The sequence below is a fragment of the Planctomycetaceae bacterium genome (genome assembly GCA_041398785.1).
GTDB lineage: Bacteria > Planctomycetota > Planctomycetia > Planctomycetales > Planctomycetaceae > JAWKUA01.
The window spans coordinates 226398-248799 of the sequence record JAWKUA010000009.1; the positions used below are offsets into that span (position 1 = coordinate 226398).

General features: G+C 60.1%; 13 protein-coding genes. 3 read left to right on the plus strand and 10 right to left on the minus strand.

The genetic code is table 11. The features are described from left to right. The first annotated feature begins 41 nt into the window (after nucleotides 1–41). Nucleotides 42–1490 (plus strand): type I 3-dehydroquinate dehydratase, encoded by a 1449-nt coding sequence (locus R3C19_12875; GenBank protein ID MEZ6061251.1) that lies wholly within the window; start codon nucleotides 42–44, stop codon nucleotides 1488–1490. A 144-nt stretch (nucleotides 1491–1634) separates the two neighbouring features. Here R3C19_12875 and R3C19_12880 read toward each other — a convergent pair whose 3' ends face one another. The 10 genes from R3C19_12880 to R3C19_12925 all read right to left on the minus strand — a co-directional run bounded on the left by R3C19_12880 (nucleotide 1635) and on the right by R3C19_12925 (nucleotide 20786). Further along, nucleotides 1635–4796, minus strand: a complete 3162-nt coding sequence (locus R3C19_12880; GenBank protein ID MEZ6061252.1) for a hypothetical protein — start codon at nucleotides 4794–4796, stop codon at nucleotides 1635–1637. An 814-nt stretch (nucleotides 4797–5610) separates the two neighbouring features. Next, a complete protein-coding gene (locus R3C19_12885; protein ID MEZ6061253.1) occupies nucleotides 5611–6033 on the minus strand; it encodes a secondary thiamine-phosphate synthase enzyme YjbQ in 423 nt (140 codons plus the stop codon). Beyond that, nucleotides 6030–7268: a 2-isopropylmalate synthase gene (locus R3C19_12890; protein ID MEZ6061254.1), complete on the minus strand. Its 1239-nt coding sequence runs from the start codon at nucleotides 7266–7268 to the stop codon at nucleotides 6030–6032. Before R3C19_12890 ends, R3C19_12885 begins: the two co-directional genes overlap by 4 nt. Before the next feature lie 218 nt (nucleotides 7269–7486). Further along, entirely contained in the window at nucleotides 7487–9766 is a 2280-nt protein-coding gene (locus R3C19_12895) for a VWA domain-containing protein (GenBank protein ID MEZ6061255.1), read from the minus strand. 106 nt (nucleotides 9767–9872) lie between these two features. Beyond that, complete coding sequence (locus R3C19_12900; GenBank protein MEZ6061256.1) at nucleotides 9873–13493, minus strand: hypothetical protein; 3621 nt, start codon at nucleotides 13491–13493, stop codon at nucleotides 9873–9875. Between the two features lie 84 nt (nucleotides 13494–13577). Next, on the minus strand, nucleotides 13578–14075 hold the full coding sequence (locus tag R3C19_12905) for a hypothetical protein (protein ID MEZ6061257.1): 498 nt from the start codon (nucleotides 14073–14075) through the stop codon (nucleotides 13578–13580). 123 nt (nucleotides 14076–14198) lie between these two features. Continuing rightward, nucleotides 14199–15785: a bifunctional phosphoribosylaminoimidazolecarboxamide formyltransferase/IMP cyclohydrolase gene (gene purH / locus R3C19_12910; GenBank protein MEZ6061258.1), complete on the minus strand. Its 1587-nt coding sequence runs from the start codon at nucleotides 15783–15785 to the stop codon at nucleotides 14199–14201. 169 nt (nucleotides 15786–15954) lie between these two features. After that, complete coding sequence (locus R3C19_12915) at nucleotides 15955–17274, minus strand: PQQ-binding-like beta-propeller repeat protein (protein ID MEZ6061259.1); 1320 nt, start codon at nucleotides 17272–17274, stop codon at nucleotides 15955–15957. Nucleotides 17275–17718: 444 nt separating this feature from the next. Further along, nucleotides 17719–19194, minus strand: a complete 1476-nt coding sequence (locus R3C19_12920; GenBank protein ID MEZ6061260.1) for an enolase C-terminal domain-like protein — start codon at nucleotides 19192–19194, stop codon at nucleotides 17719–17721. Between the two features lie 191 nt (nucleotides 19195–19385). After that, nucleotides 19386–20786 carry an ATP-grasp domain-containing protein gene (locus R3C19_12925; protein MEZ6061261.1) on the minus strand — a complete coding sequence of 467 codons (1401 nt, stop codon included), beginning with the start codon at nucleotides 20784–20786 and terminating at the stop codon, nucleotides 19386–19388. A 339-nt stretch (nucleotides 20787–21125) separates the two neighbouring features. Here R3C19_12925 and fae point away from each other — a divergent pair, with 339 nt between their 5' ends. Both fae and R3C19_12935 read left to right on the plus strand, forming a co-directional pair. After that, the gene (gene fae, locus R3C19_12930) at nucleotides 21126–21623 is read left to right on the plus strand and encodes a formaldehyde-activating enzyme (GenBank protein ID MEZ6061262.1); all 498 of its coding nucleotides are present in this window, start codon (nucleotides 21126–21128) and stop codon (nucleotides 21621–21623) included. 80 nt (nucleotides 21624–21703) lie between these two features. Next, nucleotides 21704–22396 carry a class I SAM-dependent methyltransferase gene (locus tag R3C19_12935; protein ID MEZ6061263.1) on the plus strand — a complete coding sequence of 231 codons (693 nt, stop codon included), beginning with the start codon at nucleotides 21704–21706 and terminating at the stop codon, nucleotides 22394–22396. Nucleotides 22397–22402: the final 6 nt, after the last annotated feature.

A 22402-nucleotide genomic window follows, 5' to 3' on the forward strand; every position in this document is an offset into this window, starting at 1 on the left:
ATTCACTTCGACGGAAACATGCCTGCTGACGGACGACGCCGATGATCTGTATTTCCGTTTCACCGTCGTCCCGCACGCTTGCTCCCGTGGATTTGCTGAACGCTTCCCGCAAGTGCGATTTGATTGAACTCTGCCTGGACCAGTTCATCAAGACTCCGGACGTTGCCGAACTGCTCCGGAGCGTCGACAAACCGGTGTTGGTTTCGTGTCGTCGACAGCGTGACGGCGGCCACTGGCGGCACAGCGAAGAACAGCGGCTGCAATTGCTGCGCAACTCCATCGTCGCCGGTCCGGCCTACATCGAACTGGAATTGGATGTGGCTGACAAGGTGCCGCGTTTCGGCAATACCAGGCGAGTGATCAGCTATACAAGTCTGAATCGGCCACCGGCGAAGATCGATGATGTCTTCGAAAAGTGCTGGAACGCGAAAGCTGACGTGGTCAAGTTCACCTGGCCAACAGACGATCTCGACGCCGCGTGGCCGTTGCTGGCGGCGGTGACTCAGAAACGCGAACTGCCGGTCGTCGGACAGGGAATCGGACCGTCCGGACTGACGTTTTCACTGCTGAGCCGGAAGTACGGATCTCCGTGGATTTACGCGGCGCTGGAAAAGGGCATGGAAACCTGGCCCGGCCAGCCGACGGTCTGGGAACTGGAAGAAGAATATCGGTGGAACGAAATCGGCAGGGGCACCCGGTTCCTGGGCATCATCGGGATGGGTGCCGCCGAAAACACGTCCACGCGTATCCTGAATTTCTCGTTCCAGGAACTTGGCAGGCGCATCCGGTGCCTGCCGCTGATACCGGGCAAGTCTGATCGGCTGAAGAAGATGCTGCAGGTGATGAAGATCAACGGACTGATTGTCGATCCGATGTGTTCAGCACACCTCGACGATTTCGCTGAACCCGGCGACGAGGTTGCCCGAAAGTCCGGTTACATGGATCTGTTCATGGAGAAGAGCAGCGGCTGGAAGGGCGTCGCCACACTGTTATCAGCGCTGGAAACTGTCATTCACAACCAGCGGGAAGATCTGTTGCGAATGAACGGCCGCGCCGTCACGGTGATTGGCAGTGGTCCTCTGGGAATGGCGGCCGCCGTCTGGGCGGCATCAAAGAACGCCGCCGTCAGCATTGCCGCTCCTTCTGATAACGCGGCAACGTCCGCCGCCAGACACTGCGGGGTACGACACCTGCCGTGGAGTGCCGTTCACGGAGTACGGACGGAAATCCTGATTCTGGCGGGTTGTGAAATTCGCTGTGGCACGGATCGCCGCGAATTGAATCCGTCGCTCATCCGTGAAGGCATGACGGTTGTCGATCTGACCCGGTATCCCAACGAATCAGCGTTCGCCGACGAGGCAGCCGCTCGGGGAGCACACTATCCTTCGCCGCCGCGAATCTTTGCCGAACAGCTTCAACTTCAGTTCCGAACACTGACCGGGCTCGACTTGCCGCCGGGAGCGTTCGAAAAGGGACTTGGCCCGCGATAGCTCGGGAGGCATGATTTCCCCTTGCGATCGCAAAACGGCGAACAACCGCTGGCGATCAGTTCCGGTGCGCAAACACGAAAGCCCGCCATTTGCAGAAATGGCGGGCTTTCAGACGATTCAGAAACTGGCTCAGCAGGCGGAGAATTACACGCCTGGCAACTCCATGGCCGCGCGGCTGGTGTCATCCATTTCGATTGCCAGCCTTGCAGTGGGATCGGCAAGCTCAGCCATCACAGCCGACACAGCGTCGTGTGTCGCCGATTCCAGCGCGGGTGCGGCGACCTCTTCCCGTGCTTCCGACCGTTCGACCGTCGCAGCGTCGGCCTGTTCGACTTCGTGAACGACAACCGTTCTACGTGCAGACTCAGCCGGCTGCCGTTCCCGGATCTGACTGCTTCGATCTTGCTCTGTCAGCAGAAGATCACCGGAGACAAGGTCAAAATGCGGATTGAAACCGGTCGCCGAGTCAGCGCTGGCCATGATGGCGAAGGATCGATCACTGCTCCAGCTACTGGCCGATCCCTGAGAATTGAAGGCTCGAATCCAGAAGCGATACGTTCCCGTGCGGAAGTCGGTCTGCGATGTGTAGGCCGCGGTGCCACTGGAACCGTCGACGGAAAAGTCCTCCACGTCCAGCACGATGTTCTCGTTTCTCTCCAGATCGCGTACCAGGATCTGGTAGCGCACGTTGCCGTCGGTGTGTTCCCAGATAAACGTCGGCCGCGAAGTCGTCACGGTTCCGGTCGGGGCAATGATGATCGGCGTCGTGGCATTCGGCACGTCAATTCGGAAGACAAACGGTTCGCTCCAGCGGCTGAATTCTCCGACGCTGTTACCTGCCCTCACCCATGCGGTATAGACGTGTTCTTCCAGAATCTGGCTGTCCGGAACTGTGAAGGACGTTGTGTCCAGGTCCTGAACGCGAATGACCTGCGACTTGTTGCTGGTGGTGTCGTTCAGCCACAGGTCGTAGACGGTACCGGGCACATCGACCAGCCAGTTGATCGTGGGTGTCGCATCCGTCACGCTTCCGGACGGTCCGGAAGTTGGCGCGACAATCACCGGTTGCGAAGGAACGGGCACGTCGATGCTGAATCTCAGCGGCACACTCCACGGGCCGGCTTCGCCGGCGGAATTAAAGGCTCGCACCCACGCCCGGAAGTCTCCTTCCGGCAACTCGTCCGTTGCAGGATACGTCAGGCCGCCGATGCCAGTCTGGTGGACAATCCGCACAGTGCCCGAAGTGTCGTGATTGACCCACAGTTCATACGACACCGCACGTTCAGCGGCGGTCCACTGGAATGTCGGTGTCGGCGTCCTGACAACTCCGTTGGCGTCTCCCGCCGGTCCGGTGACTGTGGGACGCGTCGGTGCCAGGATGTCAATCAGGAATGTCTCCGGCGTGCTCCACGCACTGTACTCGCCGGCTCCGTTGACCGCGCGAACCCAGGCCCGATACGTTCCCTGTGGCATCGCATTGACGATGTTGTAGAACGTCTGACCTTCGATATCACGAACCCGAATCACCTGAGACTTGCCGTGCGACAGGTCATTGACCCAAAGGTCGTATTGATAAGCGTACTCAACCGCATTCCAGGTAATCTTTGGAGTCGCGGTTTCCACGGCTCCCGCGAAGGGAACCAGGACCGGCGCCGCCGGTGTGGGGATGTCAATTCGGAATTCCTCGTAAAGGCTCCATGCACTGACTTCACCGATCGAATTGAATGCACGTGCCCGAACACGATACATCGCTTCTCCCAGCGGGGAGAAGTGCGTGTATGACTGGGTGGTATGGTTCGTACGATTGATCACTCGCACCCAGGCACCGGTCGCGGCGTCCTGGCGATCGACCTCCAGCGAATAGCTGGTTGCATTTTCCGCGGTCCAGGCAAAATTCGGAAACGCGCTGGTGGTCACATCAACCGAAGGATTCGTGATGACCGGGCGCGTCGGAGCCGGCAGATCCACGTTGAAGCTGACAACGTTACTCCATTCGCTGACGACACCATTCGACTGAATCGCCCGAACCCGGGCTGTGTAGTCACCCTCCGGGAACTGAAAACCGGGCGTAAACACCACAGCGGTGATGTTGGCATTACTATATGTTACGTTGCCGGTGCCGGTATTGGTGACTTCCAGTTCATAGCGGGCGGCATTCAGCGTCGGCGTCCACAGGAACGTAAGCGTCGACTGTGTCTGCAGGCCATTCGGGCCGATCATCGTCGGTGCCGCCGCCAGCGGGATGATCGTTCCGTCCAGCGTGTAAGCGCCCAGGGAACCATACTGGCCCGTGCTTCCGACGGCGATGTAGTACGTCCCGGCTGCAACGTTCGCAGTCAGCGACGCGTTCAGGCTATTGGTCGGATTGCCGGTGGCAACGACATTACCCTGGTTGTCATACAGTGTCAGCACGATGTCCAGGTTCGTGCCGGGGTTGTTTGTATTCGCCGGATAGATCTGTGTGAGATCCAGGCCGCTGGCGGAGAACGAGAGATCGCCGGCGTCGGTATCAAACTCGAAATAGTCCGCGTCGCCGACCCGCTCAATGATCCCGCTGCCGGAGACACCCGGCAGGGAAGAGTCCAGAACCGTGGCAGTCGCCCGGTTGTTGCCGTGATCATCGACCCGGTAGGCAAACGTCTGGTTCTGGGCTCGTGTCATCACGGCCAGGTCGTCCTGCAGAACAGTGGCGCCCAGCGAACTCGGGCCGTCGTTCCACAGTTCACGCAGCGAATCAAACGGAGCACCCATGATCGGGCCGAGCGTCGGAGTGCCGCCGTCATACTCGGCGGTCTTGTTGCCGCTGGCGTCAAAGACGCTGTGGTGCTGCAGTCCGAGAGCATGGCCGGCCTCGTGAGAGGCAGTCAGCGCGGTGTACTTCGCGAAGCCGTTTCCAAGGTTATCTGTGAATGCGTAAACCGTGTTGGAAAGGTCGTTGCTGAAGGAATCCAACCAGGCGACGCCGCCCGCTGCGGTACCCAGCCACGGCCCGGCACCACCGATCGAGACCAGCAGCGTTTCGAAGTTGTTATATGACCCCGGATCGATAGTCGTCACGTTGACGTTGAATGGGGCGAAGTCCTCACTGACGCGATACCAGATTTCTTCAATCCGCCGCAGTTCTTCATCACTGAACGTGGTCTGGTCGCCGTCGATGTCATAGACGGGAGTGATGATGTCATTGTCGTTGTTGAACTGAGCGGTCCACTGGGAATTGCTCTCGACGTGGCCGTCAAAGTCCAGGTAGATCGTCACCGGTGCCCCCGGAAGACTGTCCAACTGGGGAATCGAAGTCAGCGGGTTCATCTGTCCCGGATTTCCGACCCCGGGTTCCGGCCCCACATAGCTTTGCCCCAGAACTGCGGTCGCACTCAAGAGTGTTCGCGGCTCGCACAACTCAATGGACGGTATAGAGTTGCGCCGCGGTTGAGGACGCCGGACTGCGCGACGATTGCGGGAAATCAGGCTGCCGAGGAATTCACTGATTGCCATGCGAAAGGGATCCTTTTCGATCACGGTTGCTGTCTACGAGTCGACTGTTCCGTCACCATGTCCGGCTCCGATGTACCGAGGCCTGGCCCGGGTCCGGTAAGGTTTTCGATTCTGCCGATTTGTGTGCCGCTGGAAACCGAAATGCCGGTCATTGCAGACTCTTCAGCGCACAGAACACCTATCTGAATCGTTCTTCGGACGCGAATCCAGATTTTCTTACCGTCCCATGTCGGTTCTTCTGCATTTCCGCCATCAGTTCAACGTTCGACGGTACCGTCCGAAGAAGCGGTCGAACCCCCATCGGAAGGCGTGGAACGACCGAATCGACTGGAAGCAGCCGCGTGACCGGCACAAACCGATTCGACCGTGACTTCCACAGGACGCCGATCTGGCCCCGACCTAACACGATTGACCCCCGGAGCCTCCCGCTGGAAGCAGTCGCCCGGCGGCGATTCTGCATCGTGCAACTCACCTGCGAAAACGTCGCGACGAATCGGTCCTCGCCATTTCACCGCCCGCCTCCCGGATCCGCGATTGCCGGACTGGCCGCGTCTTCCTGTGTCCGGCTGTATTGACGGACCGCTGTGCTGACCGGCCCGAGTCGTGGCCTTTTCGCTCGAAGGACAGGCTACTCGCCGATGATTTTGACCAGCACACGTTTCCGGCGCCGGCCATCGAATTCGTAGTAAAAGATGTGTTCCCATGGTCCCAGATGCAGCTTTCCTTCGGTAATTGCAACGACAACCTCCCGACCCATGATTTGCCGCTTGTGGTGAGCGTCGGCGTTGTCTTCGCCCGTGCGATTGTGGTGATACCGCTCCGGCGACGGGTCGAACGGAGCCAGTTCCTCCAGCCACCTGTCGTAGTCACGATGCAGCCCGGATTCGTTGTCGTTGATGAAGACCGATGCCGTAATGTGCATCGCGTTGACCAGAACCAGCCCTTCCCGGACACCGCTTTCCTGAACCAGAGATGCGACGTCTTCGTGAATGGAGACAATCGCGCGGCGTTCGGGGACGTTCATCCAGAGTTCTTTGGTCAGACTTTTCATGATGTCGCCAGTTGCTTCAACAGGTCGTCATCCACGACGGTGCCCTTTGGTAGCTGCTTGATGAGTTCCACGACGGACATCACCTGATTGTCCGTCGGAGCCAGGCCGAGATCCTGCAAACGATGGGCGACAGCGCGACGTCCGCTGTGCCGCCCCAGCACGAGCTGAATACCGCCGGCACCGACCTTTTCCGGCCGAAACGGCAGGTACGTATCGGGATTCTTCAACAGGCCGTCCTGGTGAATACCGGCTTCCGTGGCAAAGATGTTTTGTCCGCCGATCGGCTTCATTCGAGGAATCACGACACCTGTCAATTCCGCCACCAGATGGCAAAGCGGCGCCAGCTTTGTTGTGTCGACGCGGAACGTTCGCCGGTACTGATCCGGATGCATCGCCAGCGTCATCACGACTTCTTCCAGCGACGCGTTGCCGGCGCGTTCGCCGATGCCGTTGACCGTACACTGCACCACGTTTGCTCCTTCCTCAATGCAGGCCAGTGTATTCGCCACCGCCAGGCCAAGGTCGTTGTGGAAGTGAACGGCCAGCAGTGCCCGGTTCAGATTCGGCACTCCATCCTGAATTCGTCGAATGAAGTCGGCGGCCTTCCTCGGTGTCAGAATCCCCACCGTGTCAGGAAACCCGATGGTGGTGGCTCCGGCGTCGATGGCTTCGCGATAACACCGGCACAGAAAATCGACTTCCGTGCGGCTGGCGTCTTCCGGACTGAACGCAACGATCCGGAATTTCGACGACGCATAGCTGACGCTGTCCGAAATGATCTTCAGGACTTCCGTCTGAGACTTCCGCAGCTTGTGCTGGCGGTGCAGCGGACTGGTGCCGCAAAACAAACTGACTCCGCGCTTGTGGTGCGGATTCCCTTCCAGTGCCCGATCGGCTGCGTCGATGTCTGCATTGACGGTGCGGCAAAGAGCCGTCAGCACCGGCTTCTTCACGACGCCGATCATTTTCCGGATCGCTTCGACATCCGCTTCACTGGATGCCGGAAACCCGGCGTCCAGCGAGTGTACTCCGGCCGCCTCCAGGGCCTGCGCGATTTGCAGCTTGTCATCCGGTTCCAGCGTTGCTCCCGGCATCTGCTCACCGTCTCGAAGCGTCGTGTCGCTGAACAACACGGCTCCGGAGCGCTTGTGATGACTGATGACCGCCTGAGCAATCGTGTCCAGCACGTTCCGGCCAAGCCGCTGAAACAGGTTGTCAGACGTTTCCAATGACATGAAGTACTCGCGGAAGACAAAATTGGCGACGACGGCATTCTGCCAGCATCGCGCGATCCACGCGAGAGACTCGCGGAACGGGCGGGCGAATTCAGCGTTCAGGCGTCAGTTGTCAGATCTCAGATCTCAGATCTCAGATTTGTAATTTCAGATCTTTACAACGTTGCTGTTGCCGACGGCGCGGGTTGTCGAAGCCGGGTTCACAAGCAGTCGCGTGTTCATTGACCTTCCAGTCCGCCGTGTCCCCGCAGCACAAGCCGCCTGGTCATCCACAGTTCAAACACCAGCATTCCCAGAAAACTAAACATCAGCAAAGCCCACAATTCGCTGTGAGACTCGTCGCCGTACAGCAACCTGGCAAGCGTCGCTGTGGAATCCACGAATGTCATTCTGTTGTTGACGATCAGACGGCTGCGGTCATCGTCATTCAGCTCGGCCGAATCGTCTTCGGAATGATCATAGTTGACGACGAAGGAATCGATTGGCCTGGACCCGACGTCTGCGTCCCTGCCCGCGGGTCGCAATTCGTAGACCCCCGGCAGCGTCGTGCGAGCCAGCATGGCGATTGACTCGGATTCACCGGTCGACAGCTCCGCATCCAGCCGCCGGTTAAAAGGAGCGTCAAACTTCAGTTCCGGAAGCGGCATGTCGTTGGCCGGCAGCGGCAACGTGGCCAGCAGCGGTTCACCAAAGCTGACATTGCGGCGAACTTTGGACGACGCCATTTGAAAGATGGCTTCGTGAATAAACGGCACGAAATCGGGCCTCGCGGGAAGGTTGTTCCAGCGTGTGTCGAGTGTTGTCGTCGAAATCAGCACGGTTCCCCTGCCGCACCTGACACTGAACAGCAGTGGATCTCCGGTCGCCAATTGAGCCAGCGCAATCGGCGGTTCTGCGGGAAGCACATCGTCATCGAGTTCGTCGACCAGCGCTTCGCCGTCAGCATCGTTCGAAGGAACCGGCGCCGCGGAAAGATCCGCCAGCCACCACTTTTCGTAAGATGCCTTCAGAAAGCTGCTGTCCTCGCGTGCCCGAAAACGGTCCAACCAGCCTGCCTGCAGACTGTAGGGAAGCACGCGCGTCGGTTCCGGAGCATCCGGGTCGACCTCACGGATCCGAGTGAGCTTCATCGCCGGCAGCAATCCGGATTCCACAAACAGAGCATTGAACGCTGCCGGTGTCGTATCGGGTCCCAGCGAAATGAAGACTCCGCTGCCGCGCTTCACGGAATCCCGGATCACTTCTGAGATCCCATCGGGCAGACGATCGACGTCCGGCAGAACAACGACAGCGGCTGCCGTGACGTCGTCTGCAGTGACATCCGAAGCCCGCACGACCCTGGCCTTCACCCACGGCGACTTGTTCTGCGGAGCCGTCAGTGCCGCGGCGGCAAAGAACGTGTGGCCTTCCGAGGCAACCAGACTGCGCGACGATTCGACCAGCAGCACAGGAATGGCCGAAGTGACGCGCACGGCGGCGTCGGCTGAATTGTCGATCAGCAGCGGATCATTCGGCACGTCGGCCTGAACCGACAGCCGACGCGTGCCTTCCGACGGAAAACGATACTCCAGCTCAACGACCGCATCGGAATTTGCCGGAACGGAAACGCTGGTGTCCTTCTCAGCCAGCCGCTGACCATCGACCAGCACGTGCAGCGGCACAACAACGGCCGTGCTGCCGGAATTCCGGACAGCTACACGAAATCGCACCGGAAATCCAGGAACCGTCAGGTCTCGCGACAGATCCAGCCGACCAACGGCAATGTTCTGTCCCAACGGTGCCAGTCCGTCGCTGATGTCGACGACCCAGAACCGGGGACGCACTGACGGAAAACTCAGAAGGTCGTCGAATCGCTTCCACAACGGATCATTTTCCACAGCCCACCCGGCTCGCTGGCGATCGGTCAGCACAATGATCTCGCGTCTGCCGTTGCTGCTGCGGCTCAGCATTCCGACGGCCAGTTCGCCGGCCGCCTGGAGGTTTGCGGCTCCCGACGGCGGTGCCAGTTGAACGATGCTGTCACGGACAAGGTCGCGGTCGTGAATCGGCGATTCAATCACGGCGACCGGTCGGTCACGAGCGTCAATGACGGCGACCGTGTCTCCGGGCTGCAGCGTGTCCAGAAACTCAATCGCGCGCTTCACTGCCTTTTGGTGCAGCGTCGTCAACCCGTCGCTGCGAGCCATGGAATTCGATCCGTCGATCACCAGCACCACATCGCGTGATCCGCCGGATCGATAACCGGTCAGAAACCCGGTGTCGATCCACGGACGAGCCGCCGCGAACGCAAGCAGGAAGATCAGTCCGATTCGAACAAGCAGCAGCAGCAATTCTTCCAGCTTCAGCCGGCGACGCGTGCGCCGACTGGGGTCCAGAAACTGCATGGCTCCCCATTCGACAATGTCGAATTTTCGGCGACTGAGCAAATGGGCAATCACCGGTAACGCGACACCGGCCAGCCCGAGCAGCATCAGCGGGTTCAGAAAAAACTGCAGCATCGACACAAGCTACGGAACACACCGGCCTCGCCGCAAGGATCACACCACCCGTCGGCTCAGGCCGCCGACTTGAGTGCCGCGTGCCGGATGTCGGGCGGCGGAACGGTCAGTCTTCGTCCTGTTCCCACAGTCCCGTACCGTCCGAGATCACGATGTCGAAGCATTCTTCCGGCGTGGCAGCAACCAGCAGTCGGAAGTCGGCTCCGTGTCCGTACCGCAGAGCGTTGGGCTTACCGGTTGCGGCCAGTTGTTCCAGGTCGCGACGAAGCAGTGACGTGCCGCGGCGAAAGTCGATCAGCAGCCACGCCTGCAGCCACTGATCGAACAGAGAAACACCGCCCTCGCCGCGAGGAATCTGGGCTTCTTTTTCGGCGATGCTGTTCAGCAGATCGCGGGCCGCGAACTGATCGACGAGTGCCAGAATCTTTGCCGATGTAATCGTCGCCTGCAGCCGCTGCTGACCGGAATTCACAGATCCTTTGGCTCGCGCGGCAAACCTGACGTGCCACACGACGCTTTCCAAATCCGGATACCCGGCCTGTTTTGCCTGAAACGCCAGAGCGGCAGCGAATGGACCACCTTCACCATAGTTGCTCCAACCGGAGTACGCGTTCTCTTCCGCGCGATGAATCGCCAGCGCTTCGTCAATCAGAGTCCACGCCAGGGGCTGATCCAGGCGGGCAACTTCGACGGCAAGGCAGCCGAGCGCCTGAGCACGATTGTCCGGTTCTTCGCACTGGCGGACGAGTCGGATGGCCTGATCCAGATCGGTTCCGATCAGTTGCCTTGCGATCCGTAGCCGCGCGCGATTGCGGATGTTGGGAGCGTTGCCGTCTCCCTGCAGAGATTCCACGTCGCGAATGCTCCTGTCGAGATCCACCGTCGCCGCGGCCACCGCGACATCGGCCTGAGCGTCCGTGCGCTGGTAACCGGCTTCTTCCTGATCGGCCAGAGAACGGGCTCGAGCATAGTCGTAGACCGCCAATGCCGTTGCCGCATCCTTCCTGATCCAGCGGTTCCGTTCACCAGCAGCTTCTTCCAGCCGCGTCAGAGTCTTTTCAATCAGTTCGCGAGCTTCATCGTCGCGCCCAAGAAGCCGGTACAACCTTGCCAGCGGTGGGTAGTATTGCGGCGAATCCTCGTTGTCTGCGATCTGCCGGGCGAGTTCCGCCAGCTTGACCACCGTCGCTCTGTCTGTTGCGTCATCGGAACCTGCCAGTTCCCGCGCTAAGGTGAGAGCCGTGTGAAGTCCGTGACCATTTCGCGTTTCGGACAACAACTCCACAGCGCGCTCCGGGTCTTCGTGGATCGACCACCTGGCGAATTCACACCGAACCACACGATTGAAAGTCCCGCCCGCAAGTTCAGACATTGCCATCGCGGCGTCCGGGTCAATCCGGACCATCGCCTCCAGCAACCCGATCCGCGACGTGATCCGCGGATTCATGGGCATCTTCCATGCAGATTCGACGAGTTCCCGGGCTGTCGCCAGTTGGTCTTCCCGCTTTGGCGTCACGCGTTTCCGGACGCCGACGGGCGGAGAGTCGTTCGACCGAAGCGTGATTTCCGTGGATGGCTGGCCTCGCACAACAGTCGCTCCGCCGAATCGAAAACCGTTCGCGTCAGCAAAGACATAGCGCACGTCCGGCGCGACGCCTTCAAGCTTCCAGGCCCCCTGGCTGTCGGAGATACCGGACGCCATCCTCCATTCCTTGCCGGCGGAATAAATTTTCGCACCGGCGATCGGATCTCCGTTCGCGTCGACCAACCGACCACTGACTTCCGCGGGCTGCGCGTCTGCCAGCACAATCGGTTCCAGTTCGACGACATCGCCGCGACTGCCGCTTGTAAAAGGCGATTCGGCCGGCGTGAACCCTTCGGCCCGAACGGTGATGCGATAGCCGCGATCAGGCCATAGTGGACCGGTCGTGGCAACACCGTCTGCGTCGGTTTGGACCGTGCCCGCGCCACCGGATATCGCCAGACCGGAATCGATCCACTTCGACACGTATTCGTAGGTCGTGCCGACCAGGACGTTCGCGTTCGGGATCGGATCGCGGCGAGAATCGACGATCCGGCAGCGAATCCGAAAGCCATGTTCCGGCGAGATCCTGACTTGCAGCGGCTGGCTGAGATTCAGTTCACCGGGTGTCACGACCAAAGCCGGATCGCTGATCGCTTCAGAAGTCCGGATTCGAATCGGCAGCGTGTCATTGAGTGCGACCTGACGGATCACAAATCGGCCGCGATCGTCGGTCAACTGTTCCCTTCCGTAATCTTTCTGTGCCGGATAGCCGGCCGGCGTGACGACCTTCACGACGGCGCGTGGAACGGCCTGCCCCCGCTCGTCAACGACCTCGATTTCCACATTTCCGGCCGGGTCCAGTAACAAATCCGGCCAATCCGTGTCGTCAGTGACATCCAGCGTCGGTATGCGAGACTTGTGTTCTTCGGAACGGCCTTCCGGGTCCAGGGGAACGTAGTCTTCCGGAACGTCGACGACCGTCGCGCGGTACCGGGCCGAAGTTCCGTGCAGGAGAAATCGCCCGTCGGCATCGGTTGTCGCTCGCGGCCCCCAGTGCAGCGTTCCCTCGACGAGTTTCATGAACTGCACCGTCGCCCCCGGGACTGGTTTCTGATCGGCCAGTCCCAGCACGCGGCCGGAGATTCGCAGACCTCGTTCGGCCGGCAACCTGAAATCTTCAGTTGACTGACCCGGTTCCAGCCGCACGACCGCAGCCTGAGCCGGCGAAAGCGGCATCGCCGGGTCATACTCGGCCGACACGCTGTAGTTTCCAGGCGGCAACGAGTCCCATGCAAACGTGCCGTCGGAAGCGATATCGACCGTGTCGTAGAAACTGATTCCATACGCAGCCGACTTTACGTCCGTGACGATACTACCGGAGGCATCGTAATAGGCGGCAGCCCGGACGCTGACGGTTCCGAGTTTCTTTCGAACTTCCGGCAACCGTTCCACCGTACCCGCGGGCCAGCCGATTGAGCCGGACAACCGCGCGGCCGGCCGAAGCGTGATGGTCAGTTGCTGGTCGAGATTGAACGTCAGCCGCGGCGCCGCGAAGCCATTCGTGGTGACGGTTGAATAAACCGCAGCGCCGGCGGGCACCATCGGTATCACGAACCGACCATCAGCGTCCGTCGTCGCGGTTCGCTGTTCCGCCATCTCCGCCGAAAACTTTGCGTAGTTGATGTCGTCCAGCCCCAGCTTCCGCGACGACAGTGTTTGTGGAACGATCTTCGCACCGGAAATCGGTTGCCCCTGATCGTCAACCAGACGACCTGCGAACGTCGTCGCCGGCTTCGTAGTCACGGTCAGAGGACGCCGGCGGTGGTTATACAGTCGGCTGAAGAATCCCATCTCTGCCGTGCCGTACATCGCCCAGACGCTGAGCTGTCCGGGATTCGCGAAAACGACGTCCTCTTCGGGCAGATCGGTAAAGGTGAAATGGCCGTCGGCATCCGCCGTCGTCTGACCCAATGTGACCGGGGCGTCGTAGCTGCCCCCGAGCAACAACACCACGGCGCCCGCGGCGGGAGCTCCCGTCGATGTTTCAACGGCACCCAGCACAAGCGGCTGATCAGTTTCGTCAGCAGGTCCCGCCAGCCCCGACTGCGCCCGCACGTCGGAGGACAAGGCAAGCACCAGCAACGGAAACAACACGACCAGGCACCGCCGCGTGCGGTGGCAATCAATCAGCCGTCTGAACATTGCCCTTCCTCCAACTGATGACCGTGGCAACTGATGACCGTGGCAGCGCCGCCATCGGATCGGAAAACGTTCACACCGCGCCTGCTATGAGCGCCGCGACGAACTCCTGAGAACCTGCAGCAAACGCGCCAGCTCGTTCAGGTCTTCAGCAATCCACTTCAGTTCCAGTTCGTTTTCCAGCACGGCATTCACATCTTTTTCCGGATGGCTTTTGGCCACGACGGACCGAAATTCCGAAGCGATGTCGTGAACTGAGGTCGGGCCGAGCGATGAACCGCTGCCGCTGGTTGTATCGACGAGCCGCAATCGGAATGCCAGGTCGGATCGCAGCCGTTCGTCGAGCAACCGGCAGGATTCGATTCTCGCGGCAACGTCTTTGCGAACCCGCTGAATCTCGCCGAAGGTTGCTCCGCTGCAATCAGAGCCGCCCGTGCTGAATCCCATCGACGCAGCCAGCGCCTCCGCGTTGTTACTGAAGTCACGCCGCCGGCTTGAGGCGCTCTCGGACTCCGCGGCGCTGTGGCGAACGGTCATGTCTCGGTCGGCAAAGTCGTCGGCCTGGTTGTAAGGACGCTTCGACATCGTTCGCCCTCCGGAAAACCAGCCGGTCTCGTTGTACATCCACAGGGGCGCGTCGGACCGGCAGTGTTGAGGAGAGACAAAGTATGGACTGCCGCGGCGGCAAAGGGAACACAGCGCTGCTATTCAATGCCGGAAGTGCCTCCGTCCCGTGAAGATCATCGCCATGCCGTGTTCGTTGCAGGCGGCGATGACTTCGTCGTCATTGCGGGAACCGCCGGGCTGGATGACCGCCCTGATTCCGGCCTTTGCGGCTTCGTCGATACCGTCCCGAAACGGAAAGAAGGCGTCACTGGCAACCACGCCCTCGCGGCTGCGGTCGCCTGATTTTGTGGCTGCGATGAATGAGCTGTCCAGGCGGCTCATCTGGCCGGCCCCGGCTCCCAGCAACATGCCGTCCTTTGCAAACACGATCGCGTTGGACTTCACGTGACGGCAGACCTTCCAGGCAAACCGCAGATCACGTCGTTCCGGATCGGTGGGCTGGCGTTCGGTAACGGTCTTCCAGTCATCTTCCGGCTGCGGCAGATCGTCGCGGTCCTGAACCAACAGGCCTCCGGTGACTCGGCGGTATTCCGCTTCGCCGCGACCCGCGTCGGAGAATTCGACCTGCATCAGCCGCACGTTGTTCTTCCACTTTGGTTTCGTCGTGAGAATTCTGAACGCGTCTTCGTCGTAACCGGGGGCAATCACGGCTTCGATGAATCGGCCGGGTTCACACAAACGTTCGGCGGTGGCCGCGTCGACGATCCGATTCAGACCGATGATCGAACCGAACGCGCTGACGGGATCTCCGGCGTGAGCATTCTCGAAGGCGGCCGCCAGAGTTTCCGCAACCGCACACCCGCACGGATTACTGTGCTTGATGACGCAGGCCGCCGGCTCGTCAAAGTCGGCGGCGATCGACTTCGCTGCGTCAAGATCCATCAGATTGTTGTACGACAATTCCTTCCCGTGCAGTTGCTCAGCACTCGCCAGTGATGTGCGGGAAGGGCTGTCTTCAACGTAGAACGCTGCCTTCTGATGAGGATTCTCGCCGTACCGCAGGGCCGACTTCAGGCGAAACGAAAGACACAGCCGCGATCCCCACTCGGAAGCCTGTTCGCCTTTCGCCGCGTCGGAGGTGATCTGTGCCATGTAGTTGGAAATCGCCCGATCGTACTGAGCCGTCATTTCGAAGGCTGCGGCGGCCAGCCTGCGGCGAAATGCTTCGTCAAGACTGTTCGACCGCAGGCGATCCAGCACGTCGTCGTATTGCGCGGACGACGTCACGATGGCCACGTGAGCATGGTTCTTGGCGGCCGAGCGGACCATTGACGGACCGCCGATATCGATCTGCTCGATGGCTTCGGGAATGGTCACGCCGGGTTTCGCGATGGTTTGCCGAAACGGGTACAGATTGCAGACGACCACCTGAAACGGAACGATCCCGTGTTCCGCGATGGCTGCCGCGTCGGATGCCAGGTTCGGCCGCCCGAGTATCGCTCCGTGAACCTTCGGATGCAGCGTCTTGACCCGCCCGTCCATGATCTCCGGAAACTGCGTGTACGCGGTGACGTCGATGACCGGAATGCCGGCTTCTTCCAGAAACTTTCGCGTTCCTCCGGTCGACAGGATCTCGAAGCCGAGTTCCGCGAGACCTTTGACGAACGAATCCAGTCCCTGCTTGTCACTCACGCTGACAAGCGCCCGACGCGGCGATTCCTGAGCCATCTTGCTAACCAGTATCTCACACCAATAGGATCAACGAAAAAGCCGCTGGCAACAATTCGCCAGCGGCTGTGTCGGTTTGAAATCTATCGGTGACCTGCACCAGCGTCAAATGTCGGAAACCCGAGGGCAGGATCGTTTCCGGGCAATGCAGATCAGCCCCGGTTTCGCATCATTCTTCAGCGGCTGCGTCAGCGTTCGGGGCGGGTTCCGTGACTTCGACTGCGATGGGTTCCTTTTCAGGATTCTGGTGATAGGTGGCAAATTCGCTGCCCTGCTCGCGCAGACACACCACTTCGCCGGCGCTGGAAATCAGATAGATGCGATCGGTAACCGCGTTCCGAAACCGATGCTCGAAGGAATCCACCGAAACCCAGTGATCCGGGTTGCCGGCATCGGCCGTCGCACGGTCAATGGCCACCAGCCGATTCGTCACATCGACCGCGTAGACCCGATCCTTGCTGACCGCGACAACACCGGCCATGCCCGCCACATACCAATCGGCGGTTCGTCCGCCTTCACCCGGCAGTTGGACGGGGCGCCCGGTATCGCGATCGATGTCATGCAGACCTCCACCTGTCGTGGTCACAAAGACGTGGTTACCAACCGGCACCGGACGTTCGGTAACGGTGCGGTCCATCGGCAGCGTCCAACTGACTTCGGAGACCGTCCGGGTTCCCGCGGGACGTTCCAGTTTGATGTCGTACAACAGGTTATTTCCGGTCGCCAGCAGAACGCTGGAACTCTCGGAATCCCGCACCGTTGCCATCGGCGTTGTGGCGGACTCGTTCAGCATGAGCTGGTAGAGCGATTTTCCTTCGGGATTCAGGATGTGCAGACTTCGGGACTTCGTGGCAACCAGAACAGATTCTTCCGCAAACACCGGCGGTTCAGCAATGGGCTCCTTGCAGATGAACCGCCAAAGAAAAGGACGGGCGACCTGCGGAGGCAGCGTGCCGTATCGGTTCAGGTGCAGCAGCGTTCGCAGTTCGTATGCGTAGACGGAACCTTCGGAAAGCGGCACGTACAGGTAGTCGTAACGAACATCGTCTCGTGCGATCGTACCCACGCCGGAACCGGCGCCCGGGAGATGCGGCAGTCGGTGTTCGATCACCTGGTCGCCGGTGAATTTGTCGTATCCGTAAATCACAGGCCCGGCCACGACAAGCACGTACCGGTCGCTGGTCACGGCTGGCTGTGAAGGTTCGTCATTGCGACCGGCCTGAGCTGCCCAGCGCCGGCGACCGTCTTCCGCATTGAAAACGCTGACGACGCCCGCAGTTGACTGGACGACGATAACATCTTCGTCGCTGGTAACGTATCTGACTTCGTCACGGGACACGTCCAGAACCGCCTGACCCTGCCACTTGGTTTCCAGTCCCAGTTGCTGCAACTGATCCGCCGACGGAACCTCAGCGGCAATTGTCCGAGGCTCGCCGATGACGGCAATACAACTCAACAGCAGCAGGGTACACCGGCAATGTCTCAGCATAATTTGAGCTTTCCGCGACTGACCACGACCGAAACGGCGGATGAACAGGAAACGCAGGTCCGCCACTTCCGCGGGCCTTCGTTTCAAACCGGACAACATGCTAACAGAGTGCGATTCGAACAGCAGCCATGCCCTCGCACCGCTGCCAGCGCCGGAGAACCAGCAACATTATCTCAATCTCACATACGGGTCGTTTGAGAGTCTAACCGCCTTCGGAAAGTGAACTCCAGACCAGAACTCTGACATTCCGCGGCGGTGCCGGAATCCCGCGTGACTGTTCGAATGCTGGCGATTCTGCCTGGCAGGCAGTTCGGGCGGTGATGTGCCTCGCCGAACGCTCCCGTCGACCCCTACGTTCGTTAAATTCGAATCAGCGCCTGTGGAAACAATGTTCAACAGCGACACAGGGCCGCGCGGGTTCTGATCTGCCGCCGTCATTCCGGATCATTCCCGATCGAATCCGTCGTCCGGTCGCGCAGACTTGCTGGCCTTCAGTTTTTCTCGGACGACCGGAATCTCGTCGGCGACGTCCCTGGGCGACGGCTGCACCCAGTCGGGGAAGTGGTATCCCAGCCCGTGTTCACACAGCTTTGCCGTCGTGACGGTTCCGTCTTTGATGTCGAACAGTTCCGGATAGCGTTTCGCCCAGCGGGCGCTCGGTCCGGGACAATACTGCCGGGCATTTCCTTCGACGGCGGCGACTCCGGGAATATGTGCGGCCAGACTGCACGAATGCAGGAACGAAGCGCCGGGACACGTCAGATCCTGCACGCAGAGATACATGCCGAACTTCTGAGCCGCAGCGGCCGCCAGCAGCGATTCCGTCTGACCCTTGCAGGCTTTCAATGCGACTCCCGAATAACCCAGGTCGCGACAGTCGGTCAGCGCTTCGTAGTCGACCAGCGCTTCATCGATCACGACGGGCTTCAGCTTCGCCACATCGTGCATCCTGATCGCGGACGCGGCTTTCAGGTCGCGACTGGTTGGCTGTTCGATGTATTGGATCCGTTCAAACGCGGCGGGTGACTTCTTCTGCAATTGCTTCAGAAAATCGACGACGTACTGCGCCGAATCACATTTTTCATTGAAATCACAGCTATACGCCCACGACTGGCAGCCCCGAGCGGCCTGAGCCGCCGCGGCCACGCGTTCGACGGACAATACGCGGTCCAGATCCCACTTCAGATCATCACCCGCGAGCTTGATTTTCAGATGAGTCAGCCCGTCGGCGGCGATCCATTCACCCAGCGTGACCGGCAGCCCGTCGTTTGGACGGCTGCTGACGTCAGCATCGGTCAGCGGATCAAGTGCTCCTACCAGATGATACAGCGGCAGCACGGCAGTCGGCTGACGCAGCGTGTATTGATCCAGATATTCGCCCTTGAACTGGTCATCCAGAAAGTGGCTCAGGTCGACGTTGCAGAATCGTGAAGTCAGCAGGTCAAAGCTGTTGGCCCGATGAACGCGTCCAAAGGCGTCATGCAGCGCTGCGTCGATCGGACTGGTGGCCACAAGCTGGGCCAGTGGAGGCACCGGTTCGGCGATATCGCAGGCCGACGAAACCTTCCGTGCCAGATGATAGAACTCGGCCGCGACGTTGTACTGGATTTCGACCGGATGTCCGTATTCGGGGTAGCTGGCGAACAATTCGCCGCCGCGTTCGGCATAGGCTTTCACGGCTCGTTCCGTATCCGCGGAATCAACGTCTGTCGCAGGCCAGGCCCAGACGTTTCCCACAGGCATGCTGCCGTATCCGCTGGCGGAATGGCCGTCGCGAGTCTCCACGGTCACGACGGCGTTGATCAGGCTGGTTTGGTCGACAATGCGTCCGCCGAATTTCAGCGGAGTTCGAAATTCCACCGGTTCGAACGACACTTCCACATTCAATATGCGAATGTCGGAAGCCTTCACCTTCCCCATCTGTCCGGGTCCTCAAACGTCTCGAAGTAGAAACTCGAAGTGATCCAGGCCGCGGTCGCTGACTTGCATAATTCTTCACTCCGCAGGCCGACATCCTGTCATTCAAAGGTCATTCAAACCCGCTCACAGCCTCGTCATGAACCAGCGATGTTCGTCAATTCGCAGTACCTGAATTCACCGAACGCCGCAGGTTACGACGGATCGTATGATAGATTCCGCCACGGTACTGAGGCCCGCCGCAAACTGAGAATATTATCGGTTTGGGAAATTTCTGGAAGCTCTTCGAATCGCCGGAACTGCTCCCCGATACGGAAATTCTGATTCCCGCAGACGTCGCGAAGCAACGGTTCAAACGTCGCGGCGTTCGGCAGATCTGACTGATTGCCGAAGGCCATCGGCAGCTTCTGTGCGTAGACGGACACGAACGGCGCCCCGGCAGGAACCGTCGACGGGGCCGGAATGTCCGCCAGCCAGACTCGCAGCAATGCGTCGTCGGTGGCGTCGCCATCCGTCGGTTCCAGCCGAATCGTCTGAGCCAGTCCCCGCGGAGGTCTGGTCAGGGCGAGCATTTGATTCGATCGTTCAGCCGTCACAACAACGTCCCGCGCGGCGTACAGGACCATTCTGCAGATTGCTCCCCCGGACCAAACTCTGCCGACCGACGCCTGTGCCGTCTTGTGGTCGTCGTGCTTCGGAGGCAACAGGTCGAACGCCCGCAACTGAGCGTCGATCGTGTTCCAGTCCGGCGACCGACAGAATTCCGGAATCTCGTGCGACGCCGTGATGCGGGGATTCACTTCGATAAAAAATGCGCGGCTGTTTCGCACGACAAAGTCCACGCCGAAACAACCCTGAACCGCAAACGATTTCGCAATTTCGTCGCCGCACCGCATGATCTGAACGTGCAGGTCATCATCGGGATTCAGCGGACCAAAGTTCCCGCAGAATTGAAAGCCCGTCGCGCCAAAGGCAGATTCGCCCGCCAGTTGCAGGCACGTCCCGACCAGACTTGTTCCCGCGTCGGTCGCCCAAAACATCGCCGATATCGGAATCCCTTCGACGAACTGCTGAAGATAACAGTCGCTGGTCCCGGTCGGCCGCTTCCGGTTTGGTTGCGGCGAATCGCCGAGTCGCCGGATTCCGATTCCGCCGGCGCCGCGCAGAGGCTTGATGAGCCATTCATCGGCCTGCAGTCCGGCGCCAAATTCTCCGGCCGTGCGGACCGCGGGAACATCGCAACCGGCTTCTGTCAGCACGCGGCACAATTCCAGCGGATTCCGAACGCGACGCAGACTTTCCGCGTCAGGGCCGGCGACAGGACGAGCAGCAGCGATTTCCGCAAGCAGGTCCGGGTGATTCTCCAGTCCGCCGCTCCAGATCATCGGTAACCGACGGTCGAACCCGGTCAACACGCGAGGCAGGTCGGCAAAGTCGTCGATCCGGCAGTGCCGCAGCCGAAATCCCTGATCGGTTCCGGCCGCGGGAAGATCAGCGTCTCCAAACAGATCAACACAGACCGGGTCGAAGCCGGCTGCCAGCGCGGATTCCGCAAGACTGCGAACACTGGCACCTGCCAGGATGATGCTAGCCATCGGCACCGACCCGCTTCCCGCCAGCGCGACGTTGACGGGCGATACTGCCGCCGCACCACCGAACTCGTGAGCTGCCCTGCCGGCTCCGTGCCCGAACTCCGGGAACGCCGATCCGGATTGTGGAAGGAATCCGTGTCGTGGTCAGTCGGTCGGTTGAACAGCAGAGCGAAAATCGCGATCCTCTGCGGTCTTCGACAGCGATGCACCGGGCCGAATTCCGGCCGGACGGCATTCCTGTTTGTTCACGGGCAACTGTCATCACGGCGCTCGCCCGATTCACGGCCATGTCAGCGGACACTCTGCCGCGCGACCGAACTGTCTTTTCTGAAGGAAACTCGAATGTCCATGTACGTTGGTGAATCTCTCGTCGGCGAAGGTAATGAAGTCGCGCACATCGATCTGCTGATCGGCGACAAGAATGGTCCTGTGGGTCATGCATTTGCAAATGCTCTCGCCGGGCAGAAAATGGGGCACAGCAATCTGCTGGCCGTGATGGAACCAAACGTCGCCGTCAAACCGTCCACGGTGATGATCACCAAGGTCACGATCAAAGGCGCACGACAGGCCGTTCAGATGTTCGGCCCCGCGCAGAAAGCCGTGGCGGACGCCGTTTCCGATTGCGTGAAGTCCGGTGTCATCCCGAAGGACCAGTGCGACAATCTGTGCATCGTCTGCGGTGTGTTCATTCACTGGCAGGCTGAAGATGACAAGAAAATCTACGAATACAACTACCAGGCCACGAAGGAGTCGATTGAACGAGCGATGAAGAACGAGCCATCGGCGGATCAGATGCTCGCCAAGCGAGACACCGCAGCGCATCCGTTCTATCAGGGCTGACCAGCCTGAGTTCGCAAGTGTCTTCCCGAAGCCCGGCCGATCACCGAATCGCCGGGCTCTTTTTTTTTGAAGGCGGCTGAATGACGATTCCCCGAGTCACCGAACCGGAAGTCATGGACACCGCGGAGGAAGCCGCAGCCTATGATTCGATGGACCATGCCGCGGTGAACCAGTGTTTCGTGGATGACTTCCTGAAATTCCTGCAGCATCGCGCTCCCGCACTTCGCAAGACGTCGCCGACCGTTCTGGATCTTGGAACCGGCACCGCTCTGATCCCGATTCAGCTGCGGCGCGACTGGCCGGACTGCGGTCCGATCGCTGCCTGCGATCTTTCGACGGAAATGCTGAAGCTGGCCCAGCGCAATATTGAGTCAGCGAACAGCTCCGGGCAAGTTCTGCCGCTGTTCTTCGACGCCAAGCAGATGCCCGTCCGTGATCATTCGTGCGACGTCGTGATCTCCAACAGCATCGTTCACCACATCCCGGAACCGGCTCTGGTCTTCCGCGAAATTGCCCGCGTTGCCAAAGGCGGCGCGGCCATCTTTATTCGCGACCTGATGAGGCCGGAAACTTCGTCCGCCGTCGACCATCTGGTGGCGACTCATGCCGGCAGCGAAAACGCATTTCAGCAGCGCATGTTTCGCGAATCACTTCACGCGGCACTGACGGTCGACGAGGTTCGGGAGCTTCTGGCTGGTGCGGGTTTCAACTCCGCGTGGGTCTGTGCCACAACCGACCGCCACTGGACGATCTCCGGAATCGTCGAATCCTAAAGACCG